We start from the raw sequence: 22,959 nt of genomic DNA, 5'->3' as shown, positions 1-22,959 counted from the left end.
ATCCGACGGTCCGGCCCGCGACCATTCTCAATCCTCAATCTCGTAAGACGAGACAATCCATAGACACAGTCATCTAAGGAAGGCAACGATGAGCATCCCCGAAGTACTCTCCGCACTGGATCGCATCCACGGCACGGTATCGGTGATCGGATCCATGAACGCCGACTACACCGTCACCGCTCAACGCCTGCCCGGGCCGGGGGAGACCATCACCGGCGGGCCATTGCAGCTGCTGCCCGGCGGCAAATCGGGCAATCAGGCTGCCGCGGCGGCCAAGATAGGGGCTGCTGTCCGCATGTTCGGCGCGGTCGGCTCGGACTCCAATGCCGATTTTCTGCTTGAACAGCTTGAACAGGCCGGCGTCGACGTGTCGAACGTGCGTCGTGTGCTGGGGCCAAGCGGCACCACCGTCATCGTGGTGGACGCCGAAGGCGAGAACATCATCGTCTATTCGCCGGGCTCTAACGCGCAGGTCACCGTCGACTACGTGCATTCCATGAAGGAACAGCTCGTTTCCTCCAGCGTGCTGGGCCTGTGCCTAGAAAGCCCCATCGAAACCGTCACTGTGGCGGCGCAGATGTGTCACGAGGCCGGTGTGAAGGTGCTGCTCAACGATTCGCCGTTCACGCCCACGATTCCGGCGGAACTGATCGAAGCCTCCGATGTGCTGCTGGTCAACGAGCATGAGATGGCGCAGCTGTTGGGCATCGACGAGCCTGACGACGACGATTGGGACGGCTTCGACTGGCAGAACGCGGCCGACCGCATGGCCGAATACGGCTTCAACGAGGCGATCGTCACCTTGGGCGGCGACGGTTCCGTGGTACTGAACACAGCAGCCCCCGAAGACCAGCGGATCGTCCGCATCGCGCCGGTGAAGGTGGATGCCGTCGACACCACCGGGTGCGGCGACTCCTTCATGGGAACCGTACTCGCCGGGCTTGCCTCCGGGTTCAGCCTGCAGGACGCGGCAAAGCTCGCCTCGTACGTGTCGGCCTACGCGGCCACCGGGTACGGTGCCCAGGCCTCGTACGGCACTGCGGCGCAGATCAAGGCACGATTCGCCTGAGCGAAGCGTAACCACTGAGGGACCACGGATCATGACGGTGACATCATGATCCGCGGTCCCTTTTTCATGCTCCGAACGGATGCACGGAAGTCAAGCGGCGATGTGCGCGGTGGCTAGGCGCACCGAGGGAAGGCATATGTTGGTATGTCGACCGAGGGGCGACGCAGCCAACGCGCCATCGTCACGCATCCAGGGCTTTGGAACCGATGTCGTGACGATAGAACATCCCCGTCGTGTCGAGGTTGTCGATGATCGCATAGATCTTGTCCTGTGCGGCTTTGATGTCGGGCGCGGAGGTTTCGACGAGGAGGACGCGGCCGGAGTTGGCGATGAGGCCTTCGTCGGAGTTGGCGACGCCGGCATAGTAGACGTGGGAGTCTTCGTCGACGGGGATTTCGGGGATGTGGGCGCCTTTGATGACGTCGACGGGGTAGCCGTTGGAGGCGAGGACGACGCCGAGGGTGGTGTTGTGCTCATCCCAGGTGAAGGTCGGGGTGTTGCCGTTGAGGATGGCCCAGATGCCTGCGGCGAGGTCGCTGGTGAGCTGGGGAAGTACGACTTCGGTTTCTGGATCGCCGAAGCGGGCGTTGAATTCGATGACCTTGGGGCCGTCTGCGGTGGCGATGAGACCGGCGTAGAGGATGCCGGTGAAGGGGGTGCCTTCGGCGGCCATGGCTTCGACGGTTGGGCGCACGATGGTTTCGATGGCCTGGTCGACGACGCTTTGCGCAATCTGCGGAACGGGGCTGTATGCGCCCATGCCGCCGGTGTTCGGCCCCTTATCGCCGTCGTAGGCGCGCTTATGATCCTGGGAGATGGGCATGGCCCAGAATTCGGTGCCGCGTACGAAGCTCATGAGGGAGAATTCCTGGCCTTCGAGGAAGTCTTCGATAACGACTTTGGCACCGGCTGCGCCGAAGCGATGGTCGACGAAGATGTCGTCGAGGGCGTTGATGGCGGTATCGATGTCCATGGCGACGGTGACGCCCTTGCCTGCGGCGAGACCGTCGGCTTTGATGACGATCGGCGCGCCATGTTCCTGCACGTATGCCTTGGCCGGTTCAAGCTCTTCGAAAGTGTGGTATTTGGCGGTCGGGATGGAATGACGTTCCATGAGCTGCTTGGCGAAGTCCTTGGAACCTTCGATTTGGGCGGCGGCCTTGTTCGGGCCGAACGCCTTGATGCCTGCCGCTTCGAAATCGTCGACGATGCCTTCGATCAGCGGCACTTCCGGTCCGACGAACACCCAGTCGTAGTTGTTGCTGCGTACGAACTCGATGAGCGCTGCGTGGTTGGACGGGCTGATCTGCGTGGTGCGGATGCCGTCGAGTTCCATGCCGGGGTTACCTGGGGCGACGGTCACTTCATCGACGCTGCCGCCACGCATGAGCGCGTGGGCGATGGCGTGTTCGCGTGCGCCGGAACCGATAACCAGAACCTTCTGACCCATAATCTTTTTCTCCTCGAAATTGCTTGAAATCCGGATGGTTGAAATAGGAACAATGTATTGCGTATGCCTGGAACGGCATAAGTTAAGGCCTCCTCAAAAAAGGGGAGGCCTTAACCATTCGTCACACGAGCTCCACGTCGGTGCCGGTGTTCTTCACGATGTTGCCGAGCACGTATGCGGCTTCGCCGTTGGCTTCGAGCAGCTTCATGGTTTCGTCGGCGCGGTCGGCGCTGACTGCGAGCACCATGCCGATGCCCATGTTGAAGATGTTGAACATTTCCATATGGTCGATGTTGCCGGCCTTTTCCAGCACGTCGAAGATCGGCAGCACGGGCCAGGAGCCGAGATTGATGTGTGCGGCCAGTCCGTCGGGGATCATGCGCGGAATGTTCTCGATGAAACCGCCGCCGGTGATGTGCGCGACGCCCTTGACCACGCCGGCCTTGAACAGCGGGGACAGGGTCTTGACGTAGATCTTGGTCGGGGTGAGCAGCACGTCGCCGAGTTTTTCGCCGCCGAGTTCGTCCAGCTGGGTGTCGACGGTGTAGCCGGCCTGTTCGAACAGGGCCTTGCGCACCAGGGAGAAGCCGTTGGAGTGTACGCCGGTGGACGGCAGACCGATCAGCACATCGCCTTCGACGATGGTGGAGCCGTCGACGATGGCGGATTTCTCCGCAACACCCACGGTGAAGCCTGCCAGATCGTATTCGTCTTCGTCGTACATGCCTGGCATTTCGGCGGTTTCGCCGCCGATCAAACCGCAGTCGGCCTGCACGCAGCCGTCCGCCACGCCGGACACGACCTGTTCGAGCAGTGCCGGATCGTTCTTGCCGCAGGCGATGTAGTCGAGGAAGAACAGCGGTTCAGCGCCCTGAGCGGCGATGTCGTTAACGCACATGGCCACGCAGTCGATGCCGATGGTGTTGTGCTTGTTCGCCATTTTGGCGACGACCAGCTTGGTGCCAACGCCGTCGGTGCCGGAGATCAGCACCGGCTCCTTGTAGCCGAGGGAAGCGAGATCGAACAGGCCGCCGAAGCCGCCGATGCCGCCGACCACGCCCGGTCGGTTGGTGCGTGCCACATGGGACTTGATTCGCTTGACGACTTCGTAACCCGCTTCGACGCTGACGCCGGCGTTTGCGTATGCTTCTGGCATTTTGGCCTTTCCTGTTGCTGTAAGTGGTTGGGTGGATATGGGGTTAAGTGTTCTGGTGGGTTCGTCAGGCCTGGGGAAGAGCCTGGTATTCGTTGCCTTCGTACTTGCTCTTGTAGAGTGCGAATTCGGGCAGGCGCACACGATCATCCGGGGTGAGGGACTTGAGGAAGTCGGCCTCGTAATCGTCCAGGGCGGTGGGGTAGTCGCCGTTGAAGTATGCGACGCATAGGCCGCCGTAAGGGGCGTCGGCTCCCAATCCGATCGACTCGACCAAGCCGTCGAGCGACAGGAATGCGAGCGAATCCGCGCCGATGTAGTCGCGGATCTCTTCGACGGACTTTTCGGCGGCGATGAGCTCCTTGGTGGTGGAGATGTCGATGCCGTAGAAGCACGGGTACTTCAGCGGCGGCGAGCTGATACGCATGTGCACTTCGGCGGCGCCGGCCTCCTTGAGCATCTGCACGATGCGCTTGGAGGTGGTGCCGCGCACGATGGAATCGTCGATGACGACCACGCGCTTGCCTTTGACTACGCCGCGCACGGCGGACAGCTTCATGCGCACGCCCTGTTCACGCAGTTCCTGCGTGGGCTGGATGAAGGTACGGGCCACGTACTGGTTCTTGATCAGACCCATTTCGTTCGGCAGGCCGGCCTCTTCCGAGTAGCCGGATGCCGCGGACAGGGAGGAGTTCGGCACGGCGATGACCATATCCGCGTCGACGGGGGACTCCTGGGCCAGGCGTGCGCCCATGCGCTTGCGGGCGGAATGCACGTTCACGCCGTAGATGTTGGAATCGGGGCGTGCGAAGTAGATGAACTCCATCGAGCAGATGGCCAGCTGGGTCTGATCGGTGTAGTGGTCGATGTGATAGCCGCTGTCGTCGACGACCACGATTTCGCCGGGGCGGATGTCTCGCACCAGTTCCGCGCCAACCGTGTCGAGCGCACAGGTCTCGGAGGCGAGCACGTAGGCGCCGTTCGTCATCTTGCCTAGGGACAGGGGGCGGAACCCGTTCGGGTCAAGAGCGCCGATCATGGCATGCTCGGTCATGATCAGGTAGGCGAAACCGCCGTGCACGGTGTTGAGCGCCTCCTTGAGCTTGTCCATGAACGTGGGCTTGGAGGAACGGCGGATGAGGTGCATCAGCACTTCGGTATCGGAGTTCGAGTGGAAAATCGCGCCCTCGTCCTCGAGTTTGCGGCGCAAAGAGGGGCAGTTGGTCAGATTGCCGTTGTGGCACAGGGCCATATCGCCGTCATGGAAACGGAAGATGAACGGCTGGATGTTGTCGCTGCCGCCGGAACCGGCCGTGGCGTAACGCACGTGACCGATGGAGTGGCTTCCTTTAAGCCTTTGAATTTCGCGTTCGTCGCTGAACACCTGAGTGAGCAGGCCTTTGCCGCGGTGACCGATCAGGTTGCCGTTGTCGTTCGACACGATGCCGGCGCCTTCCTGCCCGCGATGCTGCAAAGCGTGTAAGCCGAAATAAGTGAGTCTAGCTGCGTCGGGATGCCCCCATACGCCGAAAATACCGCATTCCTCGTGGATGTCTTCGAGTTCTGCTGACACGCCAAAGCTCCTTCCGAAACTGTGGAGACAGGGGATTTCTACTGGGGTCAACCCTATCAAGCGCCGGCTACAATCGCACGGTGCGTCTCGTCAAGACGGTATGGCGTGTATGATGAGAGAAATCGAACGTATGTTCGAATCGTGATGTTGGCTGTGCAAATAAATGGAACGGAAGATAGCGTCGCAAGGGGGTGTAGGTGTGGAACGCACATATATCGCCATCGATCTGAAATCCTTCTATGCATCATCCGAATGCGTGGAACTGGGCTTCGACCCGTTGCGTACGCATCTGGTCGTCGCCGACGAATCACGCACCGACAAAACCATCTGCCTGGCGGTGTCGCCATCGTTGAAGGCTTACGGACTGCCCGGCCGTGCGCGCCTGTTCGAAGTCAAGGAGAAACTGCGCCAGATCAACGCCGAACGGCAACTGCGTGCGCCAGGGCGTCGATTCCACGGAAAATCCTATTACGCCGATGAGGTCGAAGCCGACCCGAGCCTGGCCGTCGACGTATATATCGCCAAACCACGAATGTCGCATTATCTCAATGCCAGTGGAAAGATATACGGCATCTACCTGCGGTACGCCTCCGCCGAAGACATCCATGTATACTCCATCGACGAGGTGTTTATGGACGCCACACGGTACCTACGCGCCTACGGCAAAAGCCCGCACGAACTGGTACGCGACATCGTGCGGGCGATCTACAACGAGACCGGCATCACCGCCACCGCAGGCATCGGCACCAACCTATACCTGGCCAAAGTCGCCATGGACATCGTGGCCAAGCACATCCCCGCCGACACCGAAGGCGTGCGCATCGCCCAACTCGACGAGGCGTCGTACCGCAGATTGCTCTGGGGGCACAGGCCGCTTACCGACTTCTGGAGGGTCGGGCGCGGGTATGCGAAGAAGCTCGAAGCCCACGGGCTCATGACCATGGGCGATATCGCCCGCTGCTCACTCGGGCGAGCCTCCGACTATTACAACGAGGAACTGCTCTACCACTTGTTCGGTGTCAACGCGGAACTGCTCATCGACCACGCATGGGGCTGGGAGCCGTGCACGATCGCCGACATCAAGGCATACAGGCCCGCCGAACACAGCGTGGGGTCCGGGCAGGTGCTGACCAGCGTGGCGTTGTTCGACACCGCACGGCTCATCGCGAAGGAAATGGCGGAGAGCCTGGCCCTGGACTTGGTCGGTAAAGGACTGAAAACCAACAGGGTGGCGCTCGCGGTCGGCTATGATACGGCAAGTCTTGACCCGGGAAGACTGGACTCTTGTGCACCGGTCGAGTTGAAACGCGCAGCCGAGGCCGCTGCCGCATCGTATGCGGGGCCGGTAGGCGCGGATCATTACGGCAGGCGCGTGCCCAAACCCGTGTCGGGGTCGATTGATCTTGGCGGCTTCACCTCGTCGGCGTCAACAATCCGCACTGCAATCGACAGACTGTTCTGCCGGCTTGTCGATTCGCGCCTGCTGGTGCGCAGGCTGAATGTGACAGCGCTTGACGTGGCGACGCCGGCGGCATTGGCGGCCGGCAAACACTATGAGCAGCCCGACCTGTTCTCTGCTGCCGATGAGGGCGAGAACGACGATGCACAGACGGGTTTGCGGGAGCAGGGAAACCACGGCGAAGCGGATGAGGATTCCGAACTGGCTGTACAACAGGCATTGCTCGATATCAAACGCAAATTCGGCAAGAACTCGGTGATCAAAGCCATGGACATGTTCGACGGGGCGACCGGACGGCAGCGCAATAATCAGATCGGCGGCCACGCCGCATGAGTTTGCAGCAAACCGACCGTTACGATGACATCATCAACTTGCCGCATCATGTGTCACATAGGCATCCGCGGATGTCCCGTCATCAGCGTGCCGCCCAGTTCATGCCGTTCGCGGCGCTTACCGGTTACGCGCGGGTCATCAAACAGACGGCGTGCGACGCCGAGGCCGCTGTGGCCCTGGGTGACGCTGCCGGCGACACCGACTTTGGTGCCTGAAACGCCGGACTTTACCCAACGCTGATTTCGCTGGCGCCGTGGTGAGTGAGCGAATAATGGAAGAACTATCTATTAGGAGGTTCATCGTGATTGATCACATCGGACTGTTCGTCGCCGATGCCGTCAAGCGCGCTGAATCTTATAGGTTTTCCTCGCATTGGGCTTGATGTAACCGGCTGCCTTCATCGCGGCGAGCAATGCCTCGTTGATCGGCATATCGACAGTTCCTTTCGCTTGGTGCGTTCCGCCAATCCCACTGTAGTCGATATCCGTCCGGCAGCTTTGCCGTTGCGTCGGAAGATGATTCACACCGACCGCTGCGACGTTGGGAATTTCACTCGAAATTCCTTGCGAAACTCAGTTGGCAACTGAGGCGGAACGACGAATATGTTGTTACGCTTTGTAAGTGTGGTGCATTGTATCTCCTTCTGGGAGCGGTGGTGTGCCAAAAGCAACGACTGACCACGAATAGGGAAAAACGATGAGTGAAAAGAATGCCGAAGAGTCGACGTCGAAGTCGAAAACCAAGAGAATTATATTGTGCGGTTTGGCCGCTGTGCTAATTGTCGCCGTGATTTGCAGTTGGTGGTTCCTGTATCAGAGCCCATACAATGATGCGGTTGCCGAGTATGAGACCGCAGTAGAGAAAGTACAGGCGAAGAACGATAATCTTGATGCGGCGATTACCGATATTAATGCGGTGGTTAAAGGTGGCGAAAAGCCGCTGGACGAGAAAACAATGGAGTCCGCGAAGCAAGCCATCGATACGGCGAAGAAAACCAAACACGAAATAGGCGATCGCCCTACCAAAATATCGGAGATCCGCTCTCGTACCCAAGAACTGTCCAAGCCGCTGGATTATCAGAGCGTCACTGATGACCTGAAATCTCGCCAAAAGGAACTGGAGAACAGCATCCTGCAGATGAAGCAGGTCACGAATCCGAACGAAGAATTCGTTGTGACGCGTCTGAAAACGGTTCCGACGGTTACTGGCATCAAGGCGGCGACGGAAGACAATGATCCGAACGGCAAATTGCATAAAAGCGGTGGATATACGTCTGCTGTGTTCTTCTGCAGCAGCAATGTGGATCAGAGCGTCTTGTTCTACGACGATATCTTGGAGAACGGAACGGATTGCGGCGGTTCCGTTGAGGTGTATGAAACCGCTGAAGCAGCCGAGAAAAGAAACGATTATTTGGGTGCTTTTGATGGAGGCATCCTGAGTAGCGGTTCGCATACCGTGATCGGGACGGTGGTGGTTCGCACATCCAACGAGTTGAATGCGACGAAGCAGAAAACACTTACTGATGATGTCATCAGTGCGCTGACCCAATTGCAGTGATGATGCTGCGCCATTGAATCTGATGCTCGTTAGAAAAATTAATAGAAAAAATATCTAGCGCATGGACTTATTGATATCAAAATAGTACAACGAGACAAAAAGATATCAATTAAAGAGGAAAAGAACGAAAGAACAGATTGCTCATTGCCTTAGCGGAAACAGATCATGACAATAAAATCGTTAATCTTCAGGATGGGACTATTGCCGATGATCTCGAAGCGTCAATGCAAGAGAGGATAAATCTCACTCAACACGTCAACAAACAAATCAATTATTGTATATTGCATAATTTTTTTGGATGCCTTATATGATATGGGCTTCTACGGGATGAAAGTCCCTCAGACTCTTTTGAAACGAGCTGAGACAGCTATTCAGCAAAGCTGAAAATAGAGGCGCCACATCGCCAAAGACAAGCATTATGGACGACATAGACATACAAGTGATTTCTCTAAATGTTTCAGAATCAAACTAGTTTCCATACGGCCCCATGAAGCGGGAGCCGTTGAAATGCATCATGTGGTCGGGGGTATCGGCGCACCATGCCTCCGTTTCCCACGCGAGCAGGGCAAGGTACCTCTGCATGGTTCTGCGGTCGGGGAAGCAGGAGACGAGTACGACGTTATTCCATTGATCGGCGAACAGATCATGCAGTTCGGCCTTGCGGGTCACATCGACCGGGCCGTGCGTACTGGCGGCTTCCATCAGGAACAGCCAGTCGCGCTTTTCGTCCCATGCGATTACGTCGGGAGCTTTTTCGCGTGCCCTGAGATTGATGCCGAGTCTGTCCATGAGTTCGGCGTTGACGACGCCATGCTTGTGGTCGGTGTCATCGATGTAGGCGATCTGACATCCGGGAGCGAATCGTGGAAGCATCTCCTCAATCATTGCCTTGATAAGCGTCGACTGGCCGCTGGGCGACAGTTCAAGAGTCGTACCGGATGGCATCACGACCGGCGTTTTCGGCATGTTGCGTCGTTCCTCGGCCAGCGACGCATAAGAAGCGTGTTCGGACAGGAACTGTTTCAACTCGGATTCGAACGTCGATCTTCCCTGATTGCGGAACACCTCAAGCGCCGCATTGGTTACTCGGTAGTTCCATTTCGGAGAGTTGATCGGGCGATCGGGCTGGTCGGCATTTTCCTCGACGATTTCAGCCATAACAAACTGATGCAGAGTGAACCGGCGAATCGTCTCACGTGTGTTCGGCTTGTAATCCACACCGAACTGGTCGCGAATCCAGTCCATGATCGCACGAGTGCCCAGCATCGGATTAGTGGCCTGTTCCCACGAATCTCCGTCTTTGAGCTGCAATAAGGCGAGCAACGTCATGGCGCTGCGCTCGTTCAGCTGATCTTTGCCGACCTCGAAATCTCGCAGTATCTCCAAAGCTTCATCGATCAGACTACCTATGCCCATGAGAACAACCTTTCAATCGTTTCGTCAATACGATCCTGACCCACGTCATTGCTCACCGGTAGCAAATCAGACAGTGTGGCAAGCTGGTTCTTCGTCGGACATGGCATCTGTCGCAGATCTGTCGCGTTGACCTGCGTGCTGCCGGATACCTGCCGATACCACTCATCGATGATCGATGACGACAGCCACAGCGTCAGACCACGTGCGGCCTTATCGTCCAACGGCACTGTTTGGCGCGACGTGCCCTGATGTACATAGTTCAGCTTGTTATCGGCCACGAAACCTACGCCGCTGCGCAGATACGACGCATAAATGCGATGCCGCTGCTCCTTGGCCGAAAAACGGTTCACCAGACAATAACTGCCGGCGGGCAACACGACTTTGCGTGAATCGGCCTTGTTGGTCACCCACTGCTCCCGGTCACACTCAACCGGGTGCACCGTCACCATGCCATCCTGATTATCCGACCAATACAGCGGATGCCCATCCGGCTCCTCAACATCCGACAGTACGTCGCGGTTGCGGAACCACACCAGTTTGCCCGTGGACACCCACAAACCCTGATCAGCCATCGTCCTGAAGTTCGATAGGCGTGGGTCCTGCTGCCGAACGCGCACAATCCGATCACGGCCCATCAGCAACGCCTTGAGTGCGACAGATTCATGCGGTTGCCGTTCAAGGGAGCCGACAGGCATGGCATCCGCATAGACCGTGACCTTCTTGGTTTGAGGCTGCTTGGATACTTTCACCAGCATGATCTCCTGCAGGATGTTCATATCCTTGAAATGCTCCTGACGCGACTCATATACGGCCAACACGTCAAGACTGCACTTGCTCAGCATCCACTTGCGGAAATCCTTGAAATAATCGCCGTTCATCCACGAACGCGGAATGATGGCAACGCATTCGCCGCCACTGGCCAATGCTTGAATCGCCGTTACAAGAAACGCCGCATACAGGTTCGTGACCTTCACACCGCCGCCGCTTGTGACGATTACAGTCGGGCTGATCTTCTTGTATGGCGGGTTCAGAATCACCCGGTCAAAACTGGATTCAAGCAGCACATCGAAAATCGATTTGTTAATCACCTCGACATCATCACACACCTGACGTAATGAGGCTTCTGAATCGGCCGCGAGAGCGGGATCCTGCTCAATGGCCACTACGCTGCTACCATGCGAAGACCGCTTCGCCGTTACCGCACTCAGGATACCGGAGCCGGAACCCAGATCGAGAATGCGAACCGGATTACAGGTAGGGGTAAACAGACTTGCTGCCTGCTCGGCAACGGGTGCGGGTGTCAAAAACTGTTCCCACTGCTGCTGTCGTTCAGGGGAAAGCGACGCCGCAGCTTCGTTGCGAATCTGCGCGATGGTCTTGGATGTCATACTTAGCAGAATAGACGAAGGGCAACCTATACTGAGCAATAACAGCCAATTGCAGAAACACTCATGGAAGAGTTTGGAGGCAACAATGTGGGATTATGCGCAGCTTTCTAAAATCGCAAAGAGATGTGGCGGCCCCATCGGATTAGTCGCAACCATAGCAGGCGCCTGCCTTGTTTGCGGAACAGTCATTGGAAGCGTCGGCAATACGCTTGTTCGTAAGCTAAAAGACGAAGAACTTCCCGAGCATGAGGCATCCGAGGAAGAAGAGTAACCGACTGCCGTCTCAGGTTAGTACCCTTCTGGAAAATCCGATTAAAAGTACACATTAAGGTACACAAATTCGAGAATAGTGAATATTTGGCGGAATTCCAAGCATCTTTGTGATTACTGTCAATCCCGATTCCCTACGATTTTTTGACAAGTCAGATTCCATCTTCAACGCGGCTGATGTTCAGGATACCGCGGATGCGTTGAAGGATGCCAAGAAGCAGTCCGAATCCAAATTGGACCGAACTCAGTTGCTGAAAGTTGCGAATAAACAGGCCAAGGATGTTATCGAGCGTTTGTATGCGCCAACTACTGAAGCCGGGATATACACGGTGACAGTGACTACAACCGATCCCAAGTGATTGATATACGGTAGCCAGCAACTGCACACGGTCCTAACTTGTCATCAAAACATGATGAGGGAATGCAAGAAAAATGTGGTGAGCCTTTCGCTGCTGACGTTCCTGCGCATCTACATCGCGGGCTTGCGATCCGGAAAGCTAATCGGCGGCATGTATCCGGAAGCCGTCATATGCATTACGCTCATGGCGGCCATCGCAGTGGCTTCACTGCTGGTTCTGCTGTTCGGATTGCTGAAGAAGCCGATAGCAGCCATCGTATTCTCGGTGTTGGCTACGGTCGCGTTCTATGCGCTGCGTTGGGATTCCGACGACCGTGGCGTGCTCCCATCCTCGCAGTACAGATACGGAATTGCAGAGTATCTCTATCCAATCGCGTTTATCGTGGTCATTGCCGGGGCGATTTGGTTCATGGTCAGCCGTCACATCGCGAAGACCGTGCAGCAGCAATTGGCTAGCAGTGCTAACAACGCTCCTGCATCGAGCGGTGTGGCTGCTGCGGAACATGTCGCGCCCTCAGAGACCGAATAATGCATACCGCCGTATATGACGGCGAACATATTTTCACCGATAACCAACAGGGGCGGGAACCTTCTCGGATTCCCACCCCTGTTTTGCTACTTATCGGTCATCACTGTCAGGCGGTGAAGTACTCCACGCCGGCTGCGAACAGCGGCTGATCCTTCTCGCCGGGCACATTCACGAACGTGCCGTTGCTGTAACGCTCGGAGTGGCCCATCTTGCCGAACACACGGCCGTCCGGGCTGGTGATGCCTTCGATGGCCAGCAGTGAACCGTTCGGGTTCACGCTCAGGTCCATGCCCGGCACACCGGCCTCGTCCACGTACTGCGTGGCGATCTGGCCATTGGCCTTGAGCTGGGCGAGCACATCGTCGGAAGCCACGAAACGGCCTTCGCCGTGGGAGATGGCGATGGTGTGCATGTCGCCCACCTCGGTCTTCGCCAGCCACGGGGAGAGGTTCGAGGCCACGCGGGTGCGCACCAGACGGCTCTGGTGGCGGCCGATGGTGTTGAACGTCAGCGTCGGGCATTCGGCGGTCATCGGCACGATGTCGCCGTACGGCACTAGGCCGAGCTTGATGAGCGCCTGGAAACCATTGCAGATGCCGAGCATCAGGCCATCGCGGTTGTTCAGCAGGTCGCGCACGGCCTCGGTCACAGCCGGGGCACGGAAGAACGCGGTGATGAACTTGGCGGAGCCGTCCGGCTCGTCGCCGCCGGAGAAGCCGCCGGGGATCATGATGATCTGGCTCTTCTTGATTTCCTCGACCAACGCGTTGGTGGATTCGGCCACGGCGGCGGGGGTGAGGTTGTTCACGATGAGCGTGCTCACGTCGGCTCCCGCGCGCTCGAAGGCGGCTGCGGAATCGTATTCGCAGTTGTTGCCGGGGAACACGGGGATGATCACATGCGGCTTGGCGACGCCGGTGCCGGTGTACACGGTCTTCTTCGGCGCATTGAAGGACACGGTCTCAACGGTCTTGCCCTTTTCGTCGCCCTTGGATCGGTACGGGAACACGGATTCGATGCCGCCCTCCCAAGCGTCCTGCAGCTCGGCCAGATCCAGCGTCTCACCGGCTGCCACGAACTGGTAGGCCTCGGTGGTCTCGCCGACCTCACTGACCTCAACCAGGTTGGATACGGCCGGAACCTTCGCGTTGTCGGCAAGTTCGATGATGAAGGAACCATAGGCCGGGGCGAACAGGTCGTCCACGCTGATGCCATCGGCCAGCTTCACGCCGATCTGGTTGCCGACCGTCATCTTGAAGATAGCCTCGGCGGTCGCACCGTAGCCCGGCGTGGACACGGCCAGCGCATCGCCGAAGTCGGTGAGTTCCTCGACCGCGGAGAACACTTCCAGCAGCGCGTCCTTATCCGGCGTGAGACCATCGGCGTTATAGCGCGGGGCGATGCGGACCACACGGTGGCCGGCGCCCTTGAACTCGGGGGAGGTGGCGCGCTTCATGTTGCCTACGGCCACAGCGAAGGAGATCAGGGTCGGCGGAACGTCAAGCTGTTCGAAGGTGCCGGACATGGAATCCTTGCCGCCGATCGCGCCAGCGCCCAGATCCACCTGAGCCATCAAAGCACCCAGCACGGCGGCCATCGGCTTGCCCCAGCGTTCCGGCTCGTCGCGCAGCTTCTCGAAGTACTCCTGGAAGCTCAGGTATGCCTTCTCATGCTCAAAACCGGCAGCGACCAGCTTCGAGAGCGACTCGACCACGGACAGGTAGGCGCCCGTGAACTGGTTCTGCTCCATGATGTACGGGTTGAAGCCCCAAGCCATCGCGGAGGCGGTGGTGGTCTCGCCGAACACCGGCAGCTTGGCCACCATGGCCATGTTCGGGGTCAGCTGCTTACGCCCGCCGAACGGCATGAGCACGGTGCCCGCGCCGATGGTGGAGTCGAAGCGTTCGGAAAGTCCCTTGTTGGAGGCCACGTTCAGATCGGTGAGCATGGTGTGCATGCGTTCGGCGAGCGTGCCGGTCTTCCACGGGGTGGCGTAGCCGTGCTGCGCCTCGACATGCACCACCTGATGCTTTGGAGCGCCGTTGGAGGCGAGGAACTCGCGGGACAGATCCACGATCGTGTCGCCGTTCCATACCATCGTCATGCGCGGCTCTTCGGTCACGGTCGCGATGACCTCGGCCTCGAGGTTCTCCTCCTTGGCGTAGCCCAGGAACTCGTCCGCATCCTCGGCGGCCACGTCCACGGCCATGCGCTCCTGGGATTCGGAAATCGCCAGTTCGGTGCCGTCCAGACCCTCGTACTTCTTCGACACCTTGTTGAGGTCCACGTACAGGCCGTCGGCCAGCTCGCCGACCGCCACGGACACGCCACCGGCGCCGAAATCGTTGCAGCGCTTGATCAGACGGCATGCGTCGCCACGACGGAACAGACGCTGCAGCTTACGCTCCACCGGAGCGTTGCCCTTCTGCACCTCGGCGCCATCAAGCTCCAGGGATTCGACGTTATGCGCCTTGGACGCGCCGGTAGCGCCGCCGATGCCGTCACGGCCGGTACGACCGCCGAGCAGGATGACCTTGTCGCCCGGAGCCGGGGTTTCGCGGCGTACATGATCGGCCGGGGTCGCGGCCACAACCGCACCGACCTCCATGCGCTTGGCCACATAGCCGGGGTGGTAGATCTCGTCCACCTGACCGGTGGCCAGGCCGATCTGGTTGCCGTAGGAGGAGTAGCCGGCTGCGGCGGTGGTGACGAGCTTGCGCTGGGGGAGCTTGCCCTCAAGCGTCTCGGACACCGGCACGGTCGGATCGGCGGCGCCGGTCACGCGCATGGCCTGGTACACGTAGGAACGGCCGGACAGCGGGTCGCGGATGCAGCCGCCGATGCAGGTGGCTGCGCCGCCGAACGGTTCGATCTCGGTGGGGTGGTTGTGCGTTTCGTTCTTGAACAGGAACAGCCAGTCCTCGTCGTGGCCGTTCACATCCACCTTCACCTTGACGGTGCAGGCGTTGATCTCCTCGGATTCGTCGAGGTTCTTCAGAATGCCGTTCTTCTTGAGCCACTTCGCGCCGATCGTGCCCATATCCATCAGACACACCGGCTTGGCGTCGCGGCCCAGCTCGTGGCGCATCTCAAGATACTTGTCGAACGCGGCCTTGACCGCGGCGTCATCGATTGCGACCTCATCGAGCTGCGTGCCGAACGTGGTGTGGCGGCAATGATCGGACCAATAGGTGTCGATCACCTTGATCTCGGTGATCGTCGGATCGCGCTGTTCCTCGGTGAAATGCTCGCGGCAGAACTGCAGATCGGCCAGATCCATGGCCAGACCGCGATCCTCGATGAATTGTTCGAGCTCGGCGTCGCTCATGGTGCGGAAGCCGCTGATGACCTCCACCTTGCCGGGAACCGGCACCTGGGTCTTGAGCGTGGTCTTCACATCCAGCGAGGCCTCACGCGCCTCCACCGGGTTGATCACGTAATGCTTGATGGCCTCGACATCGGCTTCGGAGAGCTCGCCTTCCAGCGCATACACCTTGGCGGAACGCACGGTCGGGCGCTCGCCCTGCGAGATCAGCTGGATGCATTCGCTGGCGGAATCCGCGCGCTGGTCGAACTGGCCGGGCAGGTATTCCACGGCGAATACGGTTGCGTCGCCGAAATCAGGCAAATCGGCGGAGACGTTATCCACCTGCGGTTCGCTGAACACGGTCGGCGTAGCCTGGGCGAACAGCTCCTCGCTGATGCCTTCCACGTCGTAACGGTTGACAAGACGAACGTTCTTCAGAGCTTTGATGCCGAGGATGGTCGTGAGCTCATTGGCGAGCTGCTGCGCCTCGACGTCGAAGCCCGGCTTCTTTTCCACGTATACGCGAAAAACCATAAGGTCAACTCCTTGAAAAGGGCTCTAACAATGTAACGGGTTGATGTGAAAACGATGGTGAAACAACGAAGCCCGCATCCGAGCAGAGACTGCGGATGCGGGCTGTACGTGCGTCATTCGGCGACTTCGATGCCTTCGGACTTGGCGAGCTCGGCCAGGCGGCTTTCGATCTCCTCGTAGGCGGGGATGATGTCGCCCAGGTCGCGGCGGAACAGATCCTTATCGAGATGCTCGACCTTGCCGGAATGGTCGCGCTGATCCCACAGGCGGCAGGAATCCGGGGTGATCTCATCGGCGAGCAGCAGCGTGCCGTCGGAGGTACGGCCCATCTCGATCTTGAAGTCCACGAGCTTGACGTCGATCTTGGCGAAGATCTCGATCAGGGCCTCGTTGATGCGGCGTGCGAGCGGCGCGATTTCGGCCAGATCCTCGCGGGTGCACACGTCGAGCGCCACCAGATCGTCGTCGTTCACGAACGGATCGTGCAGATCGTCGTTCTTCAGGAAGTATTCGAGCACCGGCTCCTTGAGCTCGATGCCTTCCTTGACGCCCAGACGGGAGCAGAAGTGGCCGGCCGCGGTGTTGCGCAGCACGATTTCGAGCGGGAACATGGTGACCTTCTTGACCAGCTGGGAGGTGTCGCCCACGCGGGCCACCAGATGGCTGTCGATGCCGCGCTTCTTCAGCAGGTCGAAGATCAGCGTGGTGATGAGGTTGTTCAGCCTGCCCTTGCCGGCGAAATCTTCCTTCTTCTCGCCGTCACCTGCGGTAGCGGAGTTCTTATATTCGACCCAGAGCACCTCCGGATCGTCAGTTGCGTACAGTTGCTTGGCTTTGCCCTCGTAGAGCTTTTCCAACTTCTCCATTACTCGCCTTTCCTGGTGTATGGGAGGTAGATAGTTTGGTGAACTTGACGGTTACAAGATACCAACGGGAGGCTACATTGCGCAGCCTCCCGTGGTGTTTATGGACGGGGGTGCGGGCGCGAGTGCGAACAGGCCGTCAGATGACCCGGATGTCGAGCGAATCGGCTACATGCGCGGCCTTGGCGCGGGCATCGGACTCGTCGGCTCCAATGGCTAGCGCTACGGCCATGCGGCGGTGGCCGTGCACTTCGGGCTTGGCGAAGATGCGCAGATCGGTTCCGGGCTCGACGAGCGCCTGCGCGGTGTTGCCGAATGTGACCTGGCCGTCGCCTTCGACCACGATGGCATGGCTTGCGGCAGTGGTGCCTTCGGGGATGGCGAGGGCAACGTGTTCGGGGGTGACGGGCAGGCCAAGGATGGCGCGGGCATGCAGTGCGAATTCGCTGAGGCGCTGGGAGATCATGGTGACCATGCCGGTGTCGTGCGGGCGGGGCGAGACCTCGTTGAACAGGATGGAGCCGTCGGTGAGTACGAAGAGTTCGACGCCGAAGACGCCCCAGCCGGTTTCTCCGGATTGGCGTGCTTTGGCGACGAGTCCTTCGACGGCGGTTTTGGCGATGTGCTGGGCGCGTGCGGTTTCGTCGGCCCTGCCGGGGTCGACTTGGTTGGCTGGTTCGTGGGTCTGCCAGGATTCGCGGTAGTCGCCGGATTCCTGACGCTGACCGATGGGTGTGCAGGTGACGATGCCTGCGCTGGAGCTGACGGTGAGCACGGTCAGCTCGCGTTCCAGCGGTGCGAGCGCTTCGACGATGACGCGGGAGATGTCGCCTTCGTCGTGTGCGCGGCGGCCTTCCTGGGCTTCGGTCCATGCGGCGTCGATGGCGTCGGGGGTGCGGACGATGGACTGGCCGTGGCCGGAGGAGCTCATGATTGGTTTGACGACGCAGGGGTAGCCGACTTCGTTGGCTCCTGCGCGTAGTTCTTCGAGTGTTCCGGCGAAGCGGTAGGGGGTGGTGGGCAGGCCGAGTTCTTCGTGGGCGAGGACGCGCAGGCGTTCGCGGTCCATGCAGATGGCTGCGATTTCGGCGCTTGGCACGACTTGTGCGCCGTTGGCGGCGGCTTGTGCGAGTACTTGGGTGGCGATGGCTTCCACTTCCGGCACGATGATGTCAGGTTTGATGTCGTCGAAGAGGACTTTGAGCTGCTGGGGGTCGGCCATGTCGAGCATGCGGGCTTCGTGGGCCACCTGCTGTGCGGGGGCTCCGGCATAGGAGTCGGCGGCGCATACCCAGGCGCCGAGGCGCATGAGTTCGATGGTGACTTCCTTGCCGAGTTCGCCGGATCCGAGGAAGAGCACGCGGGTTGGCTGCTTGCCTAGAGGCGTGCCTAGGGGACGGTTGATACTGCGTTGTACGGAGGTGGAATCTGTCATGCCCCATATTGTGTCACTTGCGCTAGATAGCTAGATAGGGGGTGTGGCTGGATGGGATGTGGGGTCGGGGATGGTGTGGCGCGTATGGAAGGCTGTGCCGGTCGGCCGGGTGTTGGCCGGGGGCGGCACAGCCTTCGCATGCGTTTGCGGGCTGTTGCAGGTGTTCTAGGCGAGCGCTTTCTTGATGCGGTTGAGGCTTGCTGGCTTGGGGGTGCCGAGTTCCTGCGCCCACAGGCTTACGTAGAACTCTTCGAGCATCCAGCGTGCGTTGACGGCTTTGCGTATGAGTTCCTCATGGCGCGGTCCGGCCGGTTCTGCTTTCGCTTTGGCCAGGGCCTTGTCGACGAGCTGTTTGGCTTCATCCGCCTCCCAAGCCCAGCGCACGTCGCGGTTCTTGTCGTTTTTCGCCTTGGCGAGTCTCATCAGGTCGGCGTGCAGGTAGCGTTCCACGGATTTGAGCGATTCGGGCGGCGTCTGCCCGATGAATCCCGGGAACACGAGTGTGGCGATGTGTTCGCGGATCGACTGCAGCACCGACAGCATCGGCAGGTCGGCCTTGCCGCTCACGGCCTTATCGACTTCCGCATACCGTTTGAGAATCGCGATCACATCGTGGGATACGTCGTAGACCGTGTCCTCGTAGACCTCGCGCACGTCGAGTACGGCGTTGGCCAGCGCTTCGTCGTCCTTGAGCCTGTCCACCTGCGGCAGCAGACGTTTGACCGCGGCCAACTGCAGATCCTGCGCCAGCTCCTTGGTGGACTGGTAAGGAGCGGATGCGAGCATCAGCGCTTCGGTGCCCAGCCAGCGTGAGGAGATGCGCTCGTCAGGCAGGCGCAGCGCGTCGAGTGCACCATGCCACAGCATCGAAGCGCGGGATTCGGTGGTGGCGCCGGAACGGTGCAGCAGATTCGCCTGCTGCACGATCTTGCCTTGGTCGGCAGCCTTGTCGGCCTGCTTCTTGACCATGCGGCGTGCCGATTCCTCGGCCTCCTGCGCGAATTTGACCTGCAGCGCCTTCAGATCCTTGGACTTGCCCAGCACCTTCGCCTGCCGGCGTGGGTTGCGTCTGCCGTGACCGGACGCATTGCGCCCGCCGCCGACAGGCTGCTCCACGGCGAATGTCATACGCAGGTACGGCGAAAGACGGTCGGTGAGCTCCTTGCCCAGCACCTCGGGGTGGATCTGCGCGCCGACCGTGGCGATGGCCGCCTGCGTGAACGCGTGCGCCAGATCGGGACAGTCCACGTCCAACGCGGTGCCCGGCAGATTCGGGTACTGTTCGTCGATCCACGCGCGGATCTTGCGCGCGGCATCGGGCGCCGGCACGAACTGCACGCGCAGCTGCTTGGGCAGGGCCTTGATCATGGCGAGCAGCAGCTCATCCATCAGGCCTGGCACATTCCATGTGAACTGGTCGGAGGTGATACGCCCCAACGCCTTCAACGGCACATGCACGGTGACGCCATCGTCGGGACTGGTCGGATCGTAGATGTACGACAGGCGCAGGTCGATGGGCTGACCGTCCGTGCCGCGCGTATGCCAACGATCCGGATAATCGTCCAGGCTCACCGAATCGGTTTCGCTCAGACGCTCCACCTTGTCCGGATCGAAGTCAAGCAGTGTCGGATCGGCGTCGTGATTCGTCTTCCACCACTTCGCCAACGCGGCCAGCGAGGTTATATCCTGCGGGATGACACGGTTGTAGAAGTCGAACAGGTCCTCGTCCGTAATGGTCTGCGCGATCTGGCGCGTACGATTCGCATCATCCGCGGCATCCTCAAGAATACGCAGGTTCCTGCGCACGAAATCGTCATAGCTGAACCGCTGCTGGATATCGCCCTCGACCAGACCCTGGCGAATCAGAAAATCGCGTGCCTCCGGAGGATTGATACGCCCCCACAGCACCTTGCGGTCCTGCACGATCGGCAGGCCGTACAGCAGCACCTTCGCGCTCGCCACCGCCGAGCCGCGCGAGCCCGACCAATGCGGTTCGGCATACGTGACGCGGGTGAGCGAACCGGCCAGGGGCTCGGCCCACGCCGGATCGATCGCGGCGCAATACCGCGCCCACAGGCGCGAGGTCTCCACCAGTTCGGTGCTCATCACCCAGCTCGGCGTCGACTTGGCCACCGCGGATGCGGGGAACAGGGCGAAATGCGTGCCGCGGGCACCCTGATAGTCGTTCTTCGCCATCTTCTGCGCACGTTTGATGGCCTTCGCCTTGGCCGCGCCCTTCAACCCGGCGAAATCGGAAGCCTTCGGTTCGCGCACCACCTGCATGCCCATCATGGACAGCAGTCCGGAAAGCATGGATTTGTGAATGCCTTCGGCATCCCACGAACAGCACAGGCTATGCGCCGCCTGCTGGTTCAACGGCAGCTGGCGGATCTCCAGACCGGCGCGTGAACTCGGCAGCGGGTCGCCCACCTTGAACTTCATCTCGCGGCACATCTGACGCAGCTGCGCGACCAGATCCTTCCACTGGCGCATGCGCAGCCAACTGAAATACTCGGTTTTGCAGATGCGGCGCAGTGCGTTGTTGCTTGGCTCGCCATCGGCTTGGAACACGCGATCCCAGATATTAAGCGCGGTCAGGAAATCGCTGGTCGGGTCGGCATACCGGTTATGGATGCGGTCGGCCTCCTCGCGATGCTCCTCCGGGCGTTCGCGCGGATCCTGCAGGCTCAGGAACGCCACGATGACCAGCACCGCGGCAAGCGTGTTGGGGGAGGTGGAGCGTGCGGCCTCGATCACCATACGGCCCAAACGCACGTCGATCGGAATACGCGCCAGCTGGCGGCCGATATGCGTCAGCGTCACCTCGCCGTGCCTGCGGGCCACGGCCTTAAGCTCGGTCAGCTCGTTGAAACCGTCGGACACCGCCTTCATATCAGGCGGGTCGATGAACCCGAAATCGGTCACGTCGCTGGCCGTACGCGCCACGCCCACGCTGAGCATATGCAACACCACAGCACCCAGCGAAGTGCGCAGAATCTCAGGGTCGGTGAACCGCGGGCGCGTCTCATAATCCTCACGGCTATACAGTCGGATCGCAATGCCGTCCGCCACACGGCCGCATCGGCCCGAACGCTGATCGGCGCTGGCTTGGCTGATCGGCTCGATCGGCAGACGCTGCACCTTCGCCGTCTTGGAATACCGGGAGATGCGCGCCGTGCCCGGATCGACCACATAACGGATGCCCGGCACGGTCAGCGAGGTCTCGGCCACATTCGTGGCGATCACAATACGCTGATGCGTGTGCGACTCGAACACCTTGTGCTGGTCGGCCGCGGAAAGACGTGCGAACAACGGCATGATCTCAATGGCGTCCGGGCGGCGCATATCCTCGGCGCGCGGGCCAAGATGATGGCGCAATGCGGCCTCGAACTCGTGGATGTCGCGCTCGCCGGAGGCGAAGACGAGAATGTCGCGTGCGCCGCGCTCATGGCTGGAATGGATGATGAGCTCGCTGCAGGCGCGCGCCACGGCGGTGGGCATGTCGGTCTCGCCGGCGCTGTCCTCGGTGCCGTATTCGTCGCTGCCAGGGTCCACGCCGCGTGCGAAGCCGGGCACGTCATGCATAAGCGCCGGTGCCGCGCCCAGCGGTTCGTACACGATCTGCACGGGGTAGGTGCGTCCCGACACTTCGATCACTGGCACTTTGGTGTGCAGGGCATGCTCGAAATGCTGCTGGAACTTCACCGAATCGATGGTCGCCGACGTGATGATGAGCTTCAGGTCGCGGCGTTGGGGCAGCAATGCGGTCAGATAGCCGAGAAGGAAATCGATGTTCAGGCTTCGTTCGTGCGCCTCGTCGATCACGATGGTGTCGTAGGCGCTGAGCTTCGGGTCGCGTTGGATCTGCGCCAGCAGAATGCCGTCGGTAACGACCCTGAGCCGCGTGGCCTTGGACGTATCGTCGGTGAAACGCACCTGATAGCCGATTTCGTCGCCCAGTCGTACTCCCATTTCGGCGGCGATGCGTTCGGCTACGGTGCGTGCGGCGATACGGCGAGGCTGCGTGTGCACGATCTGGCGGCCATGCGAGCCGCGCCCGAGCTCCAGCAGGATCTTCGGCAGCTGCGTGGTCTTGCCGGAACCCGTCTGGCCGGAAACGATGACCACCTGGCTTGAACGTACGGCCTGCGCGATGTCGTCGCGTGCGGCCGAAACCGGCAACTCTGGTGGATAAACGAATTTCATCAGCATCCTTAGCTTGAACGATTGGTTGTGAAACGGCGGCTGGTTGAACGGCTCGCCTA

General features: G+C 60.0%; 15 protein-coding genes. 6 read left to right on the top strand and 9 right to left on the bottom strand.

Going from position 1 to position 22,959, the window contains the following annotated elements; translation table 11 throughout:
* Positions 1-88 precede the first annotated feature (88 nt).
* Positions 89-1,069 (top strand): ribokinase, encoded by a 981-nt coding sequence (locus BBAG_RS05895; RefSeq protein ID WP_003826944.1) that lies wholly within the window; start codon positions 89-91, stop codon positions 1,067-1,069.
* Between the two features lie 181 nt (positions 1,070-1,250).
* Here BBAG_RS05895 and purD read toward each other — a convergent pair whose 3' ends face one another.
* The 3 genes from purD to purF all read right to left on the bottom strand — a co-directional run bounded on the left by purD (position 1,251) and on the right by purF (position 5,245).
* On the bottom strand, positions 1,251-2,519 hold the full coding sequence (gene purD / locus BBAG_RS05890; protein WP_003826943.1) for a phosphoribosylamine--glycine ligase: 1,269 nt from the start codon (positions 2,517-2,519) through the stop codon (positions 1,251-1,253).
* 121 nt (positions 2,520-2,640) lie between these two features.
* A complete protein-coding gene (purM, locus tag BBAG_RS05885; protein WP_003826942.1) occupies positions 2,641-3,675 on the bottom strand; it encodes a phosphoribosylformylglycinamidine cyclo-ligase in 1,035 nt (344 codons plus the stop codon).
* Positions 3,676-3,739: 64 nt separating this feature from the next.
* Complete coding sequence (purF, locus tag BBAG_RS05880; RefSeq protein WP_003826941.1) at positions 3,740-5,245, bottom strand: amidophosphoribosyltransferase; 1,506 nt, start codon at positions 5,243-5,245, stop codon at positions 3,740-3,742.
* Between the two features lie 163 nt (positions 5,246-5,408).
* On the opposite strand from purF, the gene BBAG_RS05875 reads away from it, so the two are divergent.
* From BBAG_RS05875 to BBAG_RS05865, 3 genes are all read left to right on the top strand, one after another.
* Complete coding sequence (locus tag BBAG_RS05875; RefSeq protein WP_003826940.1) at positions 5,409-7,037, top strand: Y-family DNA polymerase; 1,629 nt, start codon at positions 5,409-5,411, stop codon at positions 7,035-7,037.
* Positions 7,034-7,252, top strand: a complete 219-nt coding sequence (locus BBAG_RS05870) for a hypothetical protein (RefSeq protein WP_003826939.1) — start codon at positions 7,034-7,036, stop codon at positions 7,250-7,252. The genes BBAG_RS05875 and BBAG_RS05870 overlap by 4 nt, the downstream gene beginning before the upstream one ends.
* A gap of 481 nt (positions 7,253-7,733) precedes the next feature.
* A complete protein-coding gene (locus tag BBAG_RS05865; RefSeq protein WP_003826938.1) occupies positions 7,734-8,594 on the top strand; it encodes a hypothetical protein in 861 nt (286 codons plus the stop codon).
* Positions 8,595-9,062: 468 nt separating this feature from the next.
* Here the strand turns inward: BBAG_RS05865 and BBAG_RS05860 are convergent, their stop codons facing one another.
* Together BBAG_RS05860 and BBAG_RS05855 are read right to left on the bottom strand one after the other, a co-directional pair.
* Entirely contained in the window at positions 9,063-10,010 is a 948-nt protein-coding gene (locus BBAG_RS05860; RefSeq protein ID WP_003826937.1) for a BsuBI/PstI family type II restriction endonuclease, read from the bottom strand.
* On the bottom strand, positions 10,001-11,398 hold the full coding sequence (locus tag BBAG_RS05855; RefSeq protein ID WP_003826936.1) for an Eco57I restriction-modification methylase domain-containing protein: 1,398 nt from the start codon (positions 11,396-11,398) through the stop codon (positions 10,001-10,003). The genes BBAG_RS05860 and BBAG_RS05855 overlap by 10 nt, the downstream gene beginning before the upstream one ends.
* Before the next feature lie 380 nt (positions 11,399-11,778).
* Here BBAG_RS05855 and BBAG_RS05845 point away from each other — a divergent pair, with 380 nt between their 5' ends.
* Both BBAG_RS05845 and BBAG_RS05840 read left to right on the top strand, forming a co-directional pair.
* The gene (locus BBAG_RS05845; protein ID WP_003826935.1) at positions 11,779-12,027 is read left to right on the top strand and encodes a DUF4230 domain-containing protein; all 249 of its coding nucleotides are present in this window, start codon (positions 11,779-11,781) and stop codon (positions 12,025-12,027) included.
* 51 nt (positions 12,028-12,078) lie between these two features.
* Positions 12,079-12,555 carry a hypothetical protein gene (locus BBAG_RS05840; protein WP_003826934.1) on the top strand — a complete coding sequence of 159 codons (477 nt, stop codon included), beginning with the start codon at positions 12,079-12,081 and terminating at the stop codon, positions 12,553-12,555.
* A gap of 106 nt (positions 12,556-12,661) precedes the next feature.
* Here BBAG_RS05840 and BBAG_RS05835 read toward each other — a convergent pair whose 3' ends face one another.
* The 4 genes from BBAG_RS05835 to hrpA form a co-directional block, all read right to left on the bottom strand.
* Positions 12,662-16,396, bottom strand: a complete 3,735-nt coding sequence (locus tag BBAG_RS05835; protein ID WP_003826933.1) for a phosphoribosylformylglycinamidine synthase — start codon at positions 16,394-16,396, stop codon at positions 12,662-12,664.
* A 113-nt stretch (positions 16,397-16,509) separates the two neighbouring features.
* Positions 16,510-17,262 carry a phosphoribosylaminoimidazolesuccinocarboxamide synthase gene (gene purC / locus BBAG_RS05830; RefSeq protein ID WP_003826932.1) on the bottom strand — a complete coding sequence of 251 codons (753 nt, stop codon included), beginning with the start codon at positions 17,260-17,262 and terminating at the stop codon, positions 16,510-16,512.
* A gap of 136 nt (positions 17,263-17,398) precedes the next feature.
* Positions 17,399-18,694 (bottom strand): formate-dependent phosphoribosylglycinamide formyltransferase, encoded by a 1,296-nt coding sequence (gene purT, locus BBAG_RS05825; protein WP_003826931.1) that lies wholly within the window; start codon positions 18,692-18,694, stop codon positions 17,399-17,401.
* A gap of 165 nt (positions 18,695-18,859) precedes the next feature.
* Entirely contained in the window at positions 18,860-22,900 is a 4,041-nt protein-coding gene (gene hrpA, locus BBAG_RS05820) for an ATP-dependent RNA helicase HrpA (protein ID WP_033508437.1), read from the bottom strand.
* Positions 22,901-22,959: the final 59 nt, after the last annotated feature.

Source organism: Bifidobacterium angulatum DSM 20098 = JCM 7096 (genome assembly GCF_001025155.1).
Lineage (GTDB): Bacteria > Actinomycetota > Actinomycetes > Actinomycetales > Bifidobacteriaceae > Bifidobacterium > Bifidobacterium angulatum.
Note: the sequence above shows the minus strand (reverse complement) of the source record. Positions and strands in the feature narration are given on the sequence as shown.